The 17,500-nt window shown below is 70.7% G+C and carries 16 protein-coding genes; 8 read left to right on the top strand and 8 right to left on the bottom strand.

From position 1 onward, the window contains the following. Positions 1-265: 265 nt before the first annotated feature. On the top strand, positions 266-1,138 hold the full coding sequence (locus tag KIS93_RS38285) for an alpha/beta fold hydrolase (protein ID WP_230465606.1): 873 nt from the start codon (positions 266-268) through the stop codon (positions 1,136-1,138). A 140-nt stretch (positions 1,139-1,278) separates the two neighbouring features. Here KIS93_RS38285 and KIS93_RS38280 read toward each other — a convergent pair whose 3' ends face one another. The 3 genes from KIS93_RS38280 to purN all read right to left on the bottom strand — a co-directional run bounded on the left by KIS93_RS38280 (position 1,279) and on the right by purN (position 3,787). Continuing rightward, positions 1,279-1,461 (bottom strand): hypothetical protein, encoded by a 183-nt coding sequence (locus KIS93_RS38280; RefSeq protein WP_080043070.1) that lies wholly within the window; start codon positions 1,459-1,461, stop codon positions 1,279-1,281. Positions 1,462-1,607: 146 nt separating this feature from the next. Beyond that, positions 1,608-3,161, bottom strand: a complete 1,554-nt coding sequence (purH, locus tag KIS93_RS38275; RefSeq protein WP_080043071.1) for a bifunctional phosphoribosylaminoimidazolecarboxamide formyltransferase/IMP cyclohydrolase — start codon at positions 3,159-3,161, stop codon at positions 1,608-1,610. Next, entirely contained in the window at positions 3,158-3,787 is a 630-nt protein-coding gene (purN, locus tag KIS93_RS38270) for a phosphoribosylglycinamide formyltransferase (RefSeq protein WP_080043072.1), read from the bottom strand. The genes purH and purN overlap by 4 nt, the downstream gene beginning before the upstream one ends. A gap of 74 nt (positions 3,788-3,861) precedes the next feature. On the opposite strand from purN, the gene KIS93_RS38265 reads away from it, so the two are divergent. Beyond that, positions 3,862-4,281, top strand: coding sequence for a hypothetical protein (locus KIS93_RS38265; RefSeq protein ID WP_246005405.1), 420 nt, complete (start codon positions 3,862-3,864; stop codon positions 4,279-4,281). Positions 4,282-4,418: 137 nt separating this feature from the next. Here KIS93_RS38265 and KIS93_RS38260 read toward each other — a convergent pair whose 3' ends face one another. From KIS93_RS38260 to sucC, 3 genes are all read right to left on the bottom strand, one after another. Continuing rightward, the gene (locus KIS93_RS38260; RefSeq protein WP_080043074.1) at positions 4,419-6,044 is read right to left on the bottom strand and encodes a cell division protein PerM; all 1,626 of its coding nucleotides are present in this window, start codon (positions 6,042-6,044) and stop codon (positions 4,419-4,421) included. A gap of 328 nt (positions 6,045-6,372) precedes the next feature. Next, the gene (gene sucD / locus KIS93_RS38255; RefSeq protein WP_080043075.1) at positions 6,373-7,248 is read right to left on the bottom strand and encodes a succinate--CoA ligase subunit alpha; all 876 of its coding nucleotides are present in this window, start codon (positions 7,246-7,248) and stop codon (positions 6,373-6,375) included. Between the two features lie 3 nt (positions 7,249-7,251). Next, positions 7,252-8,433, bottom strand: coding sequence for an ADP-forming succinate--CoA ligase subunit beta (gene sucC / locus KIS93_RS38250; protein WP_080043076.1), 1,182 nt, complete (start codon positions 8,431-8,433; stop codon positions 7,252-7,254). A gap of 263 nt (positions 8,434-8,696) precedes the next feature. On the opposite strand from sucC, the gene KIS93_RS38245 reads away from it, so the two are divergent. From KIS93_RS38245 to KIS93_RS38235, 3 genes are all read left to right on the top strand, one after another. Next, on the top strand, positions 8,697-9,515 hold the full coding sequence (locus KIS93_RS38245; RefSeq protein ID WP_155128593.1) for a hypothetical protein: 819 nt from the start codon (positions 8,697-8,699) through the stop codon (positions 9,513-9,515). A 123-nt stretch (positions 9,516-9,638) separates the two neighbouring features. Then, positions 9,639-10,520 (top strand): hypothetical protein, encoded by an 882-nt coding sequence (locus tag KIS93_RS38240; RefSeq protein ID WP_080043078.1) that lies wholly within the window; start codon positions 9,639-9,641, stop codon positions 10,518-10,520. 68 nt (positions 10,521-10,588) lie between these two features. Further along, the gene (locus KIS93_RS38235) at positions 10,589-11,356 is read left to right on the top strand and encodes a hypothetical protein (RefSeq protein WP_080043079.1); all 768 of its coding nucleotides are present in this window, start codon (positions 10,589-10,591) and stop codon (positions 11,354-11,356) included. Positions 11,357-11,799: 443 nt separating this feature from the next. On the opposite strand, the gene galE is transcribed toward KIS93_RS38235, so the two are convergent. After that, positions 11,800-12,795, bottom strand: coding sequence for a UDP-glucose 4-epimerase GalE (gene galE / locus KIS93_RS38230; RefSeq protein ID WP_080043080.1), 996 nt, complete (start codon positions 12,793-12,795; stop codon positions 11,800-11,802). Between the two features lie 687 nt (positions 12,796-13,482). Here galE and KIS93_RS38225 point away from each other — a divergent pair. The 3 genes from KIS93_RS38225 (at position 13,483) to KIS93_RS38215 (ending at position 15,935) form a co-directional block, all read left to right on the top strand. Next, complete coding sequence (locus tag KIS93_RS38225; protein WP_230465608.1) at positions 13,483-14,889, top strand: glutamate-cysteine ligase family protein; 1,407 nt, start codon at positions 13,483-13,485, stop codon at positions 14,887-14,889. Positions 14,890-14,919: 30 nt separating this feature from the next. After that, the gene (locus KIS93_RS38220) at positions 14,920-15,579 is read left to right on the top strand and encodes a neutral zinc metallopeptidase (protein ID WP_080043082.1); all 660 of its coding nucleotides are present in this window, start codon (positions 14,920-14,922) and stop codon (positions 15,577-15,579) included. Positions 15,580-15,677: 98 nt separating this feature from the next. Then, entirely contained in the window at positions 15,678-15,935 is a 258-nt protein-coding gene (locus KIS93_RS38215) for a WhiB family transcriptional regulator (RefSeq protein WP_080043083.1), read from the top strand. A 467-nt stretch (positions 15,936-16,402) separates the two neighbouring features. Here KIS93_RS38215 and KIS93_RS38210 read toward each other — a convergent pair whose 3' ends face one another. After that, positions 16,403-17,368, bottom strand: coding sequence for a hypothetical protein (locus KIS93_RS38210; protein WP_186404635.1), 966 nt, complete (start codon positions 17,366-17,368; stop codon positions 16,403-16,405). Positions 17,369-17,500 lie beyond the last annotated feature (132 nt).

Below are 17,500 nucleotides of genomic sequence, written 5' to 3'. Positions count from 1 at the left end.
TGGCGGCGCCGGCGCCGCGCGGCAGGCGGACCCACAGCCGCGCCACCGCGACCGTCCGCATCGCGGCCCCTCGGCGTCGAGGTCCTACGACCACCCGCACCGCGACGCCTCGCGGCCGGCGGCCCGGCGGTGCGGCGGCCGGCCCAGGAGGAGGCATTGGTCCCGTCTCAGCGCGCCCTTGCGTCGCAGCACGGCGGCAGGGGCGGTCGCGGGTTCGTCCCGTCCCGTCGCAGGGATGTCGTACCCGGCGGGTAGCGTGGTTGTGGTGTTCGAGGGTTTCGACGAGTTCGATGTTTCGACCACGCAGACGACCATCCACGGTGTCCGGGGTGGGGCGGGGCCGGCGGTTCTGTTGTTGCACGGCATTCCCGAGACGCACCTCATGTGGCATCGCGTCGCGCCGGCCCTGGCCGAGCAGTTCACGGTGGTCGCGACCGACCTGCGGGGTTACGGCGCGAGCGGGAAGCCGCCCAGTGCGCCCGATCATGGGCCGTACCGGATGCGGGCGATCGCGGCCGAGCAGGTCGAGGTGATGGCGGCGCTGGGGTTCGAGCGGTTCGCGGTGGTGGGTCACGATCGGGGGGCGCGGTGCGCCTACCGGATGGCGCTCGATCATCCGGCCGTGGTCAGCCACCTGGCGGTGCTCGACGTCGTACCGACGGGTGAGGTGTATGCCCGGGCGGACGCCGAGTTCAGCCGGGGTTTCTGGGTGTGGTCGTTCCTGGCGGCGCCTGAGCCGGTGCCGGAGCGGATGATCGCGGCGGCGCCGGAGGTGCTGGTCGATCACATGCTGGACGCCTGGTCGGAGGTGCCGGGCGCGTTTCCCGAGCCGGTGCGTGCCGCTTACGTGGCGGCGTTCCGTGACCCGGGCACCGTGCATGCGATCTGCGAGGAGTACCGCGCCGCCGCCACCCTCGACGTGGCCGACGACGAGGCCGATCGGGGCCGCCGGCTCATCCGGTGCCCGACGCTGGTGTTGTGGAGCGCGGGTGGTGCGGTCGGGCGGTGGTACCGGCCGCTGGAGGTGTGGCGGGGCTGGGCCTCCGACGTGCGCGGCGGCCCGATCCAGGCCGGGCACTTCCTGCCGGAGGAAGCCCCCGAGGAGACCTTGCGCCACCTGCTGGAGCTGCTGGCCTGAGCCATCGCCCCGCGCCCGTCTGCCGGAACTGCGGCGACCAGCGCGGGGGCTGAGCTACCGCGCCGCGCGACCTGCCAGCGCTGCGGCGGCAGGCGCGAGGGCCTGAGGTGCCGGCCCGAGGCGGGGCCCGGCGGTCGGTGCTACTCGCGTTCGGCGGCGGCCTGGGCCTCGCGGCGCTCGATGATGCGGCGGGTGTACGGGATGACCTCTACGACGCGGCTGCCGAGGTAGGCGCCGATGAAGGCGAGGACCAGAAGCACGATGGGGCTGGTGGCCAGGCCGTTCAGGGTGACGAACGCCTGCAGGATCGCGTCGAGCGCCATAGGTGTACTCCAGGGGACGAGGAGCGGGGAGGAGTTCAGGGTAGCCGGACTCCAGGGATGCTCGCCGCAAAACCGATGTTCGCCGCAAAAATGGATAAGGGGCGACATTTTGATCATGTCGCCCCTTATCGGGAAATCAGCGGAGATCAGTGGAAGAAGTGGCGGGTGCCGGTGAAGTACAGGCTGGCGCCGGCCTTCTTGGCCGCCTCGATCACCAGCTCGTCCCTGATGGACCCGCCAGGCTCCACGATGGCCCGCACGCCGGCCTCCAGCAGCACCTCCAGCCCGTCAGGGAACGGGAAGAACGCGTCGGAGGCGGCCACCGCGCCGGCCACCCGCTCCCCCGCCCGCGTGACGGCCAGGCGGCAGGAGTCGACCCGGTTCACCTGGCCCATGCCGACGCCCACGGTGGCGCCGCCGCTGGCCAGCAGGATGGCGTTCGACTTGACGGAGCGGCAGGCGCGCCAGGCGAACTCCAGGTCCGCGAGCACCTCGGGTGAAACGGGCTCGCCGGTCTTGAGCTCCCACTGCGGGGCCGAGTCGCCGGGCGCGTCCACGCGGTCGACGGTCTGGACGAGCAGGCCGCCGTCGATCCTGCGGAACTCGGTCGGCGACGAGGGGCCCTCGGGGCAGAGCAGCAGCCGCAGGTTCTTCTTGGCGCGCAGGACCTCCAGCGCCTCCGCGTCGTAGGCGGGGGCGATGACGACCTCGGTGAACACGTCGGCGATCTGCCGGGCCAGCTCCGCCGTGACGGCCCGGTTCACGGCGATCACGCCGCCGTAGGCGGAGACGGGGTCGCAGGCGTGCGCCTTGCGGTGCGCGTCGGCGACGTCGGCGCCGATGGCGATGCCGCACGGGTTCTGGTGCTTGATGATGGCCACGGCGGGGTCGGGGAAGTCCCAGGCGGCCCGCCAGGCGGCGTCGGCGTCGAGGTAGTTGTTGTACGACATCTCCTTGCCGTGCAACTGCTCGGCGCCCGCCAGCCCGCCGGTGCCCGCCGTGCCGCCCGCGTAGAGCGCCGCGCGCTGGTGCGGGTTCTCGCCGTAGCGGAGGGTGGCCTTGCGCTCGTACGCCGTGCCGGCGAACTCGGGGAACTCCTCGCCCCCGCCCACGTACGTGCCGGCGAACCAGTTGGCCACGGCCACGTCGTACGACGCGGTGTGCGCGTACGCGATGCCCGCCAGCCGCCGCCGCTCGGTCAGCGTGAAGCCGCCCTCGGCCAGCGCGTTGAGCACGTCGCCGTAGAAGCTCGGGTTGACCACGACGGCGCAGGTGTTGTGGTTCTTCGCGGCGCCGCGGATCATGGCGGGCCCGCCGATGTCGATCTGCTCGACGCACTCCTCGTCGGACGCGCCGGAGGCCACCGTCTCCTGGAACGGGTACAGGTTCACCACGACGAGCTGGAACGGGTCGATCTCCAGCTCGTCGAGCTGCGCCACGTGGTGCGGCTTGGTGACGTCGGCCAGCAGCCCGGCGTGCACGCGCGGGTGCAGCGTCTTGACCCGCCCGTCCAGGCACTCGGGGAACCCGGTGAGCTGCTCCACCTTCGTCACCGGGATCCCGTAGGAGGAGATCGCGGCGGCCGTGCCGCCGGTCGAGACGATCTCCACGCCGGCGCCGTCGAGGGCTCTGGCCAGCTCCTCGAGCCCGGACTTGTCGTATACAGCGATCAGCGCGCGCCGGATGGCGATGCGAGTCACGTGGTTTCCCCTCCTGTGTGGTTGCCGATTCGGACGGTACGTCCGCTGACCGTCCAGCCCTCGCGAGCCATCCGGCCGACGGTCTCGACGAGCAGGCGGCGCTCGACCACCTTGATCCGCTCGTGCAGGACAGCCTCGTCGTCGTCAGGTTGCACGGGCACCGCCGCCTGCGCCACGATCGGCCCGGTGTCGACCCCCTCGTCGGCCAGCATGACCGTGCAGCCGGTCACCTTGACCCCGTGGGCCAGCGCGTCACGCACGCCGTGGGCGCCGGGGAACGACGGCAGCAGCGCCGGATGCGTGTTCAGCACGGGGAACGCGTCGAGCGTCGGCGTACCCAAAATTTTCATGAAGCCCGCGGACACGACCAGGTCGGGCTCGTACGCTGCGATCCTGGCCGCGATCGCGGCATCCCATTCCGCCCGCGTCGGATAATCGCCCACTTTTTCGACAAAAGTCGGGATATTTGCCCTGGTAGCCCTGGCCAGCCCCTCGATCCCCTCCCTGTCGGCGCCCACCGCGACCACGCGAGCCCCGTACGACGGGTCGGCAGAAGCGTCCAGCAGGGCCTGTAGGTTGGTTCCAGAGCCGGAGACGAGGACGACGAGCCGCCCAGCCTTAGACACACACACTCCAATGAGGAAACAGGGTGGGGGTCACAGGGTATCTGTTCATCGCCCGGCGACGCAGAGGAGGTCAGGTGTCGACACCGGTGAAGGCACCGGCAGGTCAGCAGCCCGCGGAGTCAGCGGGCCGCCGAGCGATCTGGTTGTCCATCGCAGCGCTGGCCATGACGTTCATGTTGCCACTGGCCGGCCTGGTCATGGCGCTGTTCGCGCTGGTGGCCGGGATCCGGGCGCTACCCCTGCTGAAGGGCGCGGGCAGGCCGACGGGCATGGCGGTGGGCGGCATCACCGTCTCCTCGCTGGCGCTGCTCCTGTCGGCCGGGGCCACGGTGATGCAGCTCTACCTCATGGACGAATACTCCGCCTACCAGGAGTGCATGAAGGGCGCCGGCACGGTGGCCTCGCAGGGCGAGTGCTTCACCCAGTTCAGGGACGCCGCGCAGCGCAAGCTCCCGCCCGACGTCCTGGAGCTCCTCGGCGCCATGCAGCCGTGACCGGCTCCTAGCCGCGATCCCCGGCGTACGGGCTTCAGTCGCGGTCCCGACGTACGAGTTTCAGTCGCGGTCCCGGCGTACGGGTTTCAGTCGCGATCCCAGGCGTGCGGCTTCAGGTGCGGTCCTGGCGCACGGTTTCAGTCGCGGTCCCAGGCGTACGGGTCGACGTAGATGACGTGACCGCCGCGGTCGTCCGACTCGTCCACGATGTCCTTGCGGGGCGGCCGGGCGGCAGGGGCCGGCTCCACCAGGCGCGGCCGGGCCTGGGCCTGGGTTTCCGCCTCGGCCGACGCGTGCTCGTCCTGCCAGTCGTCCCTGATGACCGGGATCTCCTGCGTGTCGGCCTCGGTGGCGTCCATCCAGTGGCCGGGCAGCGGGCGCGGGTCCGACTCGGCCAGCCCCACCTTGCTGGCCGCCTTGGCCAGCGCGGCACCGGCCTTGCGCACGGGAGCGGCCGCCTTGTCGAGCGGCACCCTGGCCCGCTTGTTGAGCAGCAGCAGGTTGGTGACGCCGGCCGAGATGCCCGCGGCCACGCCGACCTCCAGCGCCACCGACAGCGCGACCTCCCACGGCGAGGGCCCGACCGTGGCCAGCCGCCCGCCGCCCATGGGGCCGCCGGACAGCGCCGCCAGCACCCCCGCCCCCAACCCTGTGGTGACCCCGGTGAGGAACCCCCACAGCGGCGCCGCCTCGTACGACGGCGACGGCGAGATGCGGGCCACCATCACGCCCGCCACGGCTCCCGCCGCGAACGGGATCGCGACCACCGCCATCATCCACGCCGGCACCGGCCCGCTCTCCGGCAGCGCCCCCAGCAGCGGCAGGCTCGGCACGGTGCCCAACTGCACGCCCGTGGGCGCCACCAGCGTGTCGGCCCCGATGGCGAACCCCGGCCCGGCGATGTAGGAGAACGCCCACACCACGGCGTTCAGCAGGTAGAGAAGCTGGAGCAACGCCAGCAGCACGCCGCCCACGAACCCGGGCGACAGCACCTCCGACAGCCCCCGCACCTGGTCGAAGTTGAGCACGACGGCGAGCAGCACCAGCCCGAACCCGGCCACGAGCAGCAACGCCGTGGCCACCGCCGTGCCGACCGTCAGCGCGCGCACCCGCTCGGGCAGCAGCCGCAGCATCACCCGCCACGGCCCGATCATGCGCGCCGTGGCCAGCGAGCCCGCCAGGAACGCCAGCACGAAGTGGCTGAGCAGCGCCTCCCCGATGAAGGGCTGCGTGATCTCGTTGCTCGCCACGAGCGCGATCAGGCCGGCGAGCAGCGCGTACGGGGCCGCCAGCGACACCCCGGCCTGCACCACCAGCACGAGCTGGGCCCGGCGCCGGGCACCGGCCTGCTCCTTCGGGCTGTTCTTCGGCAGCCGGGCGGGCAGGCGCAACCGCAGGTCGGCGTCGCGGGCCATCCACCGGCCCGCGCGGTAGAGGAGCACCGCGGGCAGGATCATCAGGCCGAGCGGCAGCAGCCCGACCCGCCCGCCCGGAATCGCGAACCCGGCGTGGTGGGCGGCCAGCCACAGCTGCGCCGCCGTACGGAACACGCCCGGCAGCCCCGCGCCCAGCGTGCCGCGCGGCGCGGCGATCCACCCGACGAGGGTGAGCGTGGTGAGCGCGGCCAGACCGACACCGAGGGTGAAGACGGCAGCGAGCATCCCCGACACCGGCAGGGGGCGCCTGGTGTCGTCGTCATCGCCGGAGAGCTTGCCAAGCATCGACCGGGGGCCTGTACGCAACTGGTCGAGGATCGCCGTCACACGGCGATTTTCTCAATCTTTCCCAACCAAAGCTTGGTTGACGCGCCGGGATCGACCCCTTTCTGATCCCACCGTGCCCGCTTCACGATGCGTCGTCACGGCGGCGCGCCACTGACCGGGTCAGAAAGCGTCTCCCTGGACAGAGGCCGGCCCACGACGGCGGGTGGGGCAAGCCCGCGAAGCCGTAAAGACACCAAAGACGCGAAGACCCCACGCGGCCGGACGCCGAGCGGGGTCTTCACCAGAGCTGAAGGTCAGCGACCCCGCGCGGTCAGGAGCCGAGCGGGGTCTACACCTGAAGGCCCGACGGGCCCTCACCAAGAGCGGGTCAGCGGGCCTGCATGATTTCGCGCATGAGGCGGGCCGTTTCGGAGGGGGTCTTGCCGACGCGGACGCCGACCTTCTCCAGGGCCTCCTTCTTGGCCTGGGCGGTGCCGGCCGAGCCGGACACGATCGCGCCCGCGTGGCCCATCGTCTTGCCCTCGGGGGCGGTGAAGCCCGCCACGTAGGCGACGACCGGCTTGCTGACGTGCTGCTCGATGTAGGCCGCGGCCCGCTCCTCGGCGTCGCCGCCGATCTCGCCGATCATCACGATCGCGTCGGTGTCCGGGTCCTCCTGGAACGCCTGGAGCGCGTCGATGTGCGTGGTGCCGATGACCGGGTCGCCGCCGATGCCCACGGCCGTGGAGAAGCCGAAGTCGCGCAGCTCGTACATGAGCTGGTAGGTGAGCGTGCCGGACTTGGAGACCAGGCCGATGCGGCCGGCGGTGGTGATGTCGGCGGGGATGATGCCGGCGTTGGAGGCGCCGGGCGAGGCGATGCCGGGGCAGTTGGGGCCGATGATGCGGGTCTTGTTGCCCTTCTCGACCGCGTACGCCCAGAACTCGGTGGAGTCGTGGACGGGCACGCCCTCGGTGATCACGACGCAGAGCGGGATCTCGGCGTCGATGGCCTCCTTGACCGCGTCCTTGGTGAACTTCGGCGGCACGAACACGACGGACACGTCGGCGCCGGTGGCCTCCATGGCCTCCTTGACCGTGCCGAACACGGGCAGGCCCTCGTGCGTGGTGCCGGCCTTGCGGGCGTTCACGCCGCCGACGACCTTGGCGCCGGAGGCGAGCATGCGGCGGGTGTGCTTGGTGCCCTCACCACCGGTCATGCCCTGAACGATGATCTTGCTGTTCTCAGTCAACCAGATGGCCATGGGTCACGCACCTACCGCAGCGAGCTCGGCGGCACGCTTGGCCGCTTCGTCCATCGTGTCTACCAGCTCGACGCGCGGGAGCGCGGCGTCGGCCAGGATCTGCCGCCCGAGCTGGGCGTTGTTGCCGTCGAGGCGGACCACCAGCGGGTGGGTCACGGCCTCGCCGCGGCTCTCCAGCAGCTTGAACGCCGAGACGATGCCGTTGGCGACGGCGTCGCAGGCGGTGATGCCGCCGAAGACGTTCACGAAGATCGACTTGACGCTCGGGTCGGAGAGGATGATCTCCAGGCCCGCGGCCATGACCTCGGCCGAGGCGCCGCCGCCGATGTCGAGGAAGTTGGCGGGCGACGGCTTGCCGGGGAACGCCTCGCCGGCGTAGGCGACCACGTCGAGGGTGGACATGACCAGGCCCGCGCCGTTGCCGATGATGCCGACGTTGCCGTCGAGCTTGACGTAGTTGAGGTCCTTCTCCTTGGCCTTGGCCTCGAGCGGGTCTTCGGCCGCCTTGTCGGCCAGCGCCTCGTGGTCGGTCTGGCGGAAGCCGGCGTTGTCGTCGAGCGTGACCTTGCCGTCGAGGGCCTTCACCTGGCCGTCGGCGGACAGGATCATCGGGTTGACCTCGACGAGCGTGGCGTCCTCGTCGACGAAGCAGCACCACAGCTTCTCGATGAGCTCGGCGGCGCCGTCGAGCGCCTTCTCCGGCAGGCCGCCGGCCACCGCGATCTCGCGGGCCTTGGCGCGGTCGATGCCCGTCAGCGCGGAGACCGGCACCTTGGCGACCTTCTCCGGCGAGGTGTGGGCGACCTCTTCGATGTCCATGCCGCCGGAGGCGGAGCAGATGGCGAGGAACGTGCGGTTGGCGCGGTCGAGCAGGAAGGAGAAGTAGTACTCCTCCGCGATCGCGCTGGCCTCTTCGACGAGGACCTTGTGGACCGTGTGGCCCTTGATGTCCATGCCGAGGATGGCCTCGGCCTTGGCCACGGCGTCGGCGGCGTCGTCGGCCACCTTCACGCCGCCGGCCTTGCCCCGGCCACCGGTCTTGACCTGGGCCTTGACGACAACGCGGCCGGTCAGCTCCTCAGCGGCCGACCGGACCTCCTCCACAGTGTGGGCGACGATGCCGCGCGGCACAGGGATGCCGTAGTCAGCGAAGAGCTCCTTCGCCTGATGTTCGAACAGGTCCACGAGGGTCCGTCCTTGCTTATCCGACTGATGTTCGACGCCCCGGGCAACCCGTGCGTGCCGGGCGTTTCCGCCAGTGAAGCCTAGCCCGAAGCTTGACCTGCCCAGGTCACCGGGTCGTGGTTCTTCCGGTATGTGACGGTGATCTCACTTCCTCAGGCACGACATCTGCACAGAAATTGCATGAATTAGTCGCCGTAAGACCCAGCGCTCGATATAGGGTCGTGATCTTCCAATGGCAGGCTTGCCCCCCGCTCCTCTTGGTAATGCTGAAGGAAACCCGAATGAAGCGAATTCTCGCGGGCTTGACGCTGGCGTCGTCCGCCGCGCTCATGGCCGCCACGCCGGCGCAGGCCGCGCCCGTGAATCCGGTCAAGGCACTGAAGAAGCAGTACGTGGCCGGTCACGGAGTGCGCATCTCGGAGACGTCCCGTGCGGCGACGAACGGGAAGACCGTGCAGGCCACGACGACGACGGGCAGCCTGGAGTTCGGGAAGTCGGGGGTCGTCGCCACCGACCTGCGTACCAAGGAAAAGGGCGGGCTGGCCGGGATCTCACCGACCCGGATGATCACCGTGGGCAAGTACGCCTATGCCCAGGGTGGCATTTACAGCGAAGGATTGCCCGAAGGCAAGACGTGGGTGCGTTACCCGAACGATCCGCCCATGCGCACCAGCAACCAACCGCTCGACGTCTTCAATTCCAAGCTGCTCAAGACGCTCGTCGCCAAGGCGAAGAGCTTCAAGGGCGGCACGTACCGGGGCGTGCTCACGTTCAGCGAGCTCGGCAAGGTCTACGGCGAGAAGATAGACAAGCGGATGGGCAAGATCAAGATCAACTATGCCCTCGGCGTGAACTCCAAGGGCTTGATCACCGGGATCCGCAGCGACTACGTCATGGACTTCGGCGTCCTCGGCAAGACCTCCGCCACCGTGAACACCCGATACACGGGTTGGGGCGCCAAGATCACGGTCAAGGCCCCGCCATCCGACACGGTGGTCGACTACAGCGAGCTCGGGACGGACACGGACGTGCCCCAGGAGATCCCGAACGGCTCGCTGAACTCGCTCGGCAGGGTCCAGTAGCTCACGGCGTCCTCCAGCGATCGACGTCCGGAAGCTCCCGACCTCCGCCGAGCCGTTCGACCGGGGCCGGCTCTCTCCCGGCCCCGGCCGTCATTTCCCCCTCAACACATCAAGGACATCCGCATGAAGCGAATCCTGACGGGCGTGGCGTTAGCCACGACCGCCGCACTGGTGACCGCCACGCCCGCGCTGGCCGCAGCGCCCAAGGACCCCGTGGTCGCCGTCAAGAAGCAGCTCGTCCCCGGCAAGGGCGTGAAGTTCACCGAGCGCACCACCATCAGCGACGGCGACACCCGCGAGGTGTTCGCCCGCCGCACCGGCACGCTCCAGTTCAGCAAGTCGGGCATCGCGGCCTCCGACATCACCGGCAAGCTCAACATCAAGGCCAGCGACCTGGAGGGCCTCGACGAGAGCGGCGAGAACGCCGACCTCACCACCCTCCTCAAGGCGATGGCCCAGCCGGAGCGCACCATCCGCATCGGCACCACGTCGTACATGTCCGGCAACATCTGGGCGACGATGATGCCGGAGGGCAAGACCTGGTTCAAGGCGCCGAACGGCCCCACCGGCGGCCTGCTCGGCACGTTCAGCCAGCCGCTCAACCTCGCCGAGCCCGCCACGATCAAGACGCTGCTCAAGGGCGCCAAGACCACCGGCAGCGGCTACGCGGGCAAGACGCTCGTCCGCGACCTGTGGAAGGCGTCCCCCTGGCTGCGCGCCACCTGGACCGCCAAGCCGTCCGCCAAGGCGATGAAGAGCGCCATCAGCTGGCGCATCACCGTCAACGGCGCCGGCCTGCCCACGCGGCTCGTCACCACGTTCCCGATGGCCGTGCTCGGTGCCGGCGGCAAGGGCAGCGTGAGCGTCGACACCAGCTACACCGGCTGGGGCTCCGCCGTGTCGATCAAGGCGCCGCCCGCCGACGAGGTCACCTCCACGTTCAAGGACGGCGAGGACGACATCTCCGAAGCCCTGGACCTGCCGCTCGGCAGCATCGCGGGCTGACCTGACCACCGAGTCCCCTTCCGCCTCCCGAGGCGGGAGGGGACTCCTTCTTCGTCGAGGACATATCCATGAAGAAGGCACTGGCGGTGGCGGCGGCCGCCGCGACCCTCCTCAGCGCCGCCCCCGCCCAGGCGGCCACCCCCGATCCGGTACGGGCGGTGCGACAGCAGTTCGTGGCCGGGCACGGGGTGAAGTTCTCCGAAACGCTCATCACGGAGAGCAAGGGCGACAAAGAGAAGTTCGTTCAGATAAGCGGCACGTACGCGTTCGGCCCGTCCGGCGTCGTCGCCTCCGAGGGCACCTTCCGGGAGCGCCTGACCAAGGACAAGACAACCCTGCACTTCCGCACGGTGGGGCGGCGCCTTTACCTCAAGGGCGACAACCTGCCCGAAGGCAAGACGTGGATGCGCGTGGACGACGACGCGTTCAAGACCCCCCTCACACTGCAGCCCGTCGACATCCTGCGGCTCCCCCAGCTCAAGGGCCTGCTCTCGCACACCACGTCCGTACGGAACGGCGCCTACAGGGGCAGCGTGACCGCGAAGCAGGCCCGCGAGCTGGGCGGCGACCGCGCGCCCGCGGGCTACGACTTCCGGCTCAGCACGGACTCCAGCGGCCTGCCCACGCACCTCCGCACCCAGGAGATAGCCGACAGGACGACCGTGAGCGTGTACGACGACACCAGGTACAGCGCCTGGGGACACAAGGTCACGATCACGGATCCGCCCGACCACGAAGTGATCGACATGGACGACATCGCGGACTCCACGTTCGACGAGACCCTTGAGGAGATCCTGGATCTCGCCGACAACGCGGTGGCCGCCGGCCGCCGATAGAGCCCCGACGACGTCGCACCCCGGCGGTCCTCCGGCTCCGGCGTGCTCCAGGCCCTCCAGCGTGCTCCAGGCCCTCCAGCGTGCTCCAGGTCCTCTGGCGTGCTCCAGGTCCTCGGCGTGCTCCAAGTCCCCTGGCGTGCCTCAGCTCCTCCAGCCTGCCTCAGGCCCTTCGCACGACGATGTCCTTGGCTGGGGCGTCACCTGCTTCGAGACGCCCCGCCATCCACCCCGGCGTCACGGACCACCGTGGGTCGTGCCGCGCCAGGAGGCCCCGCCACGCCATGCCGCGTCAGGGACGCCGACGGGCGCACCACATCAGACGGCACCGTCAGGTCACGTCAGGAGACGCGCCAGCCGAGCCGTGTCAGGAGGCGCGCCAACCGAGCTGTGTCAGGCGGCGCGCCAACCCGGGTCGTGTCAGGAGGCGCGCCGGCCGGGTTGTGTCAGGCAGCACCGTCCGCCGGCTCCAGTCTCGAGTCGCGGAGGGCCGCCCACTCCAGGGAGTGCCGGATCCCCTCCTCGACCGAGTAGCGGGCCTGCCAGCCCAGCAGGCGGTGGGCCAGGTCGCTGCGGGTGTAGGCGCCCGCCACGTCGCCAGGGCGGGCCGGGGCCTCGACGACCTCGATGGGGCGGTCCACGACGCGGTTGAACGCGTCGACCAGCTCGCGGACCGTCGTGCCCGCGCCCGTGCCGAGGTTGATCACGTCGGTGTCCAGCTCGTCGAAGCGCCGCAGCGCCGCCACATGGGCGGTCGCCAGGTCCCAGACGTGGATGTAGTCACGGATGCCGGTGCCGTCGCTCGTGGGCCAGTCGGTGCCGGTGATCCGGAACGGGACGCGCTCCTCGTACGCCTCGATCATCTTGCCCAGGGCGTGGCTGGGGCGGCGGAGCTGCAGGCCCGTGCGCATCTGGGGGTCGGCGCCGATCGGGTTGAAGTAGCGCAGGGACAGGATCCGGATCGGCCGGCTCGCGGAGATGTCGGCGAACATGCCCTCGCAGACCGCCTTCGTCCGCGCGTACGGGCTCTGGGGATCGAGCGGGGACTCCTCGGTCACCGTGTGGTCGGGGCCGGCCTGGTAGATCGACGCCGAGGAGCTGAAGATCATCCGGGTACGGCCGTTGCGGATCAGGTGATCGACGAACTCGAGGCTCTTGGTGACGTTCGCGCGGTAGTAGCCGATGGGGTCGGCCACGGAGTCGGGGACCACGATGAGCGCCGCACAGTGAATGACGGCCTCGATATCCGGATTTTCCGCAAATATCTTGTCAATCAGCGGCCCATCGCTGATATCCCCCTCATAGAACAGCCGCCCCTCGGCGAACTCCCGCCGGCCCGTCACGAGGTTGTCCAGAATGACGGGGTCTATCCCGGCATCGAGGCACGCCGAAGCGATCGTGCTGCCGATATAACCTGCTCCGCCAGTAATCAAAACGCGCATCTCTGCACCCTAGCCATCCGCGACCACGGGTGTTGACGGCCTGTGGATAACTTCGGCGCGCGCTCGTCGTACGGCCGCCTCTGAACCGCTCCGCCTACGTGCACCAACCGCCTGCGCGCCCGGCCCTGCCCACCGGCCCAGGCCGCCCACCTGCGCGCCACCCGTCCATGCGCGCCACCCACCTACGTGCCTGGCCCCACCCACCGGCCCAGGCCGCCCACCTGCGCGCCACCCGTCCATGCGCGCCACCCACCTGCGCGCCTGGCCCCGCCCACCTGCGCGCGCCACTCCCCCATGCGGCCCGTCGCCTGCGCCCACCCCCGCCCCTTCCTCCTCGCCCACCTGGACGCGCCCCCGCCCCCGCCTGTGCACCCACCGACCTGCGCTCGTCACCCGCCTGGCGCGCCCGCCCGCCTGTGCGCACCACCCATCCGCGCACACCGCCCACCTCAGCACGCCAACCTCACCTCCAGCCGCACGAACGGGCTCGCCCGCGCAACCCGCGCACCGACCGGAACCCCACGCCGACCGATCATCCGCGCCGCCTGCCTCACAGGCACCAGGTGGGATCCCGTAGCGCGCGCCCTATGGCTTAGTTGGGCTTTGCGTGCGACATTTCGAGCTATGGGCAGGGACGTGCCAGTAGTCGTGTTCAGCAGAGAAGACCGCCGTAAATATCGTGAAAAAGTGCATCGCTGCCTCGACGTCTTCGCCCAGATGCTGCGCGAATCCCGCTTCGAGTTCGAGCGGCCGCTCGCGGGGCTGGAGATCGAGCTCAACATCGTGGACTCGGACGGCGAGGCGGCCATGCGCAACGCCCAGGTGCTGGCCGCGATCGCGCAGCCGGACTGGGCCACGGAGCTGGGCCAGTTCAACATCGAGATCAACATCGAGCCCCAGGACCTGGCGGGCGACGGCGCGCTGCGTCTGGAGCACGACGTGCGGGCCAGACTGAACCACGCCGACGAGCGCGCCCGTTCGGAGGGCGGTCACCTGGTGCTGATCGGCATCCTGCCGACGCTGCGCGAGCGGGACATCACCGAGGGTACGCTCTCCGCGAACCCCCGCTACCGGCTGCTGAACGAGCAGATTTTCGCGGCCAGGGGCGAGGACCTGCACCTGGCCATCGAGGGTGTCGAACGCCTCGACACGCATGCCGACAGCGTCGCCCCCGAGGCGGCGTGCACGAGCGTACAGCTACATCTGCAGGTCAGCCCCGAGACGTTCGCCGCACATTGGAACGCGGCCCAGGCCATCGCGGGCGCCCAGGTGGCGGTGGCGGCCAATTCGCCGTACCTGTTCGGCAAGGAGCTGCACAGGGAGACCAGGATCGCGCTGTTCGAGCAGGCCACGGACACGCGGCCGGCGGAGTTGAAGACGCAGGGCGTGCGGCCTCGGGTGTGGTTCGGGGAGCGGTGGATCACGAGCGTTTTCGACCTGTTCGAGGAGAACGTCAGCTACTACCCGGCCCTGCTGCCCCTCTGCGACGACGAGGATCCGCGCGCCGAGCTCGAACGCGGCCGCGTCCCCCATCTGCACGAGCTGACCCTGCACAACGGCACCATCTACCGCTGGAACCGGCCCGTCTACGCGGTCGTGGACGGGGTGCCGCACCTGCGCGTGGAGAACCGGGTGCTGCCCGCCGGCCCCTCGGTCGCCGACATCGCGGCCAACGCCGCGTTCTACTACGGGCTGATGCGCGTGCTGCCGTACGACGAGAGGCCGATCTGGAGCCAGATGTCGTTCAAGGCGGCCGAGGACAACCTGGCGGCGGCGGCGCGGCACGGGCTGGACGCCCGCCTGTACTGGCCGGGGCTGGGCGAGGTGCCGGCGGCCGAGCTGATCCTGCGGCGGCTGCTGCCCATGGCGCGCGACGGGCTGGCCAAGTGGGGCGTGCACGGGCACGTCGCGGACCGGCTGCTGTCGGTCATCGAGGGCCGCTGCCTGACCGGCCGCACGGGCGCGAGCTGGCAGGTGGAGCGGGTACGGGCGCAGGCGGGCTCCGGTGATCGGCACGAGGCGCTCCGGGGCATGACACTGGAGTACATCGAGCGCATGCACACCAACGAACCCGTCCACACCTGGGACGTCTGAAGCCCGCGAACCTCTGCGGAGGCGTACACCGTGACCCGTGCCCTTCCCCCGATCACCCGGCTGCTCGCCGGCCTGCTCGCCGTCGCCCTGGTGGCCGCCTGCGGTGTCGTCCGGGCGCCGTCCATGGACCGGCGCGGAGCCGACTCGTTCGAGGACGACGTCGTCACGGCGCGCACGCTGACCGAGCAGTTCTGGAGCCGGCAGTTCCAGCAGCTCGGCCGCACGTACCGGCCCATCAGCGACTTCATCCCCTACTCCGGGAGCGCCGGCCCGAGCTGCGGCGACGAACCCGCCGTCCCGAACAACGCCTTCTACTGCCCGCTCGGCCACTTCATCGCGTTCGACCAGGGGTGGATGGAGGGGCTGTGGAGCGACATGGGCGACGGATCCGTCTATGTCATCATCCCGCACGAGCTGGGGCACGCCGTCCAGGCCCAGCTCCGCACCGGCTTCACACTGAACGTCCAGATGGAGCTCCAGGCCGACTGCTACGCGGGCGGCACCCTGTCCGCCCTCGTCGACTCGGGCGCGCTCACGACAGAGCCAGGGGACGAGAACGAGCTGATCAGAAGCCTCGCGGCAGCCGGCGACCCCACCGACGACTGGCTCAACCCGGCCGCCCACGGAACGGCCGAGCAACGGCAGGCGTCGTTCGCCCGCGGATACCAGGACGGGGTGGGCGCGTGCTGAGGTCGTACCTGACCCGCCTCCCTCGAACCCAGGGTCGTATCGACAGGTCAACCCAGAGGATGATGTCTTCGATCATGACCTCGCTCTACCGTTGACCCATGCCACCGGAGGAGATCAGCTGGCTGCGCAGGGGCGCATGCAGATCCAGCGACCCCGACCTCTTCTTCCCCCTCGCCCCCACGCCGTTGCAGGAGGCCCGCGCCAAGGCGGTCTGCGCGACCTGCCAGGTGCTGGAGGAGTGCCGCTCCTACGCCTTACGAGCCGGCGAGTCGGAAGGCATCTGGGGCGGCCTCACCCCCGACGAACGCCGCCGCACCCGCTTCCCGGAGGGCTGGCGCCGCCCCGCCGCCTCCTGACCCCCACCTGAACACCCCGACCCTGCGGAAGACTCAGCGCGCCGGCTACCTGGCGGGCTCGCGGACTCAACGCACTCGCGGGTGCGTAGCCCTGCGTGGTCTCACAAGGGCAGCGTCTTGCAGGCGGGCAGGCTTGCGTGCTCGTGGACCGTCGGCCGCCGGCTCACGGGCTCGCGGGCGGGCAGGCTCGGGGCAGCATGCCATGCAACGGCCTCGCGGGCGAGCAGCCTCGCGGGTCAGGGGCGGGCAGCACTGGAGGAGCTGGCGGCCTCGCGGGCGGGCAGCCTCGTGGACGCAACCCAGCCTCGCGGGCGGGCAGCCTCGCGGGCGGACGGCGTCGCCGATGGGCCGCCTCGCGGGTGGTCCTCTCAGGATGGGCTTGGCTGCTTGAGGGGTGGGGGCGAGTGAAGGGAGGAAAAGGACGCGAGCGCCGCTTCCCGAGGCGGGGGCGGCGCCCATCGTGGTGATCAACGGGGTGGGGCCATGGGGGCGAGGCCGAGATTGGTGAGTATGGCTGCGCCTTGCTCGGCGTGGTCCGTGCCCGCCAGCACCAGGGTGCGGGCCGACTGGTAGCGGCAGCCGGCGGTCTCGAAGGCGGCTGCCGTGGCGAGCAGGGACTGCTGGTCGCCGTCGAGGAGGGCGGCTGCTCGGTCCACGATGGCGCCGGCTACCGGGTTGCCGGCGACGATCTTGCGGGTCTCCGTCACGTAGTCCCGGGCGGCGGGGCTGCCGGCGAGGACGGCTGCTTCCGTGCGCAGGGCGACGTACCAGTGGTGCCAGATCCAGGTGACCCACTTCCACACCTGGGCGGGCTCGGGAGCCATCCGTTCCAGGGCCTCCGCGGGGCGGCCGCGGTGCAGCAGGAGGATCGCGTCGAAGATCGGGCCGTAGCCGTAGGTGTGCGCTGGGAGGGGGCCCAGCCGTTCCAGTACGCCCTGCCACTCGCGCTGGGCGTCATGGTCGTCGCGCAGGCCGTGAACCATCGCCACGGCGGCCACCGCCCGGCCGAGGTACGACTGGGCGGGGCTGCCTGCCCGCTGCCAGGCGTCCAGGAAGCGGACGCTGTTCGCGAGCACCTCGTCCACGTTGCCCGCCAGCGCGTCGGTGACCAGCAGCCAGTTCGTGGCGCGGTGACCGACCTCGGCCAGCAGCGGGTGCTCGGCGAGCCGGCGTGCCCACCGGCGGGCGGCGGGGAGGTCGCCCGTGCCCAGGCTGGCCTCGGCGGCCTCACCGAGCGCCTCGATCAGCTCGTGGGTGGCGGCCGGCGTCTCAGGGGCGGACGTCAGCAGCGTGATCCGGCGCTGGGTCGTGGCGGCGGCGGCATACGTGTCACCCGCCCAGCTCAGGGCTCCGGTCAGCACATCTAGTGCGGTCGATTCGGCGAGGGGATCGCGGGTGCGGTGGGTCAGCTCCACTGCCCGCTCTGCGCGCACGATCGTCTCCGGCACAGAGCCGTCGGCTTCCTCCGGTGCGGGCTGAGCGGGCTGGGCGAATTGAGCGAACGGAACGGGCTCGGCGGATCCGGCAGGCTGGGCGGACTCGGCGGGCTCCGTAGGGTCGGCGGG

This window comes from [Actinomadura] parvosata subsp. kistnae (assembly GCF_900323885.1).
Taxonomy (GTDB): domain Bacteria; phylum Actinomycetota; class Actinomycetes; order Streptosporangiales; family Streptosporangiaceae; genus Nonomuraea; species Nonomuraea composti.
The sequence above is the reverse complement of the archived record's forward strand: the minus strand, read 5'-3'. Positions and strand labels throughout refer to the sequence as shown.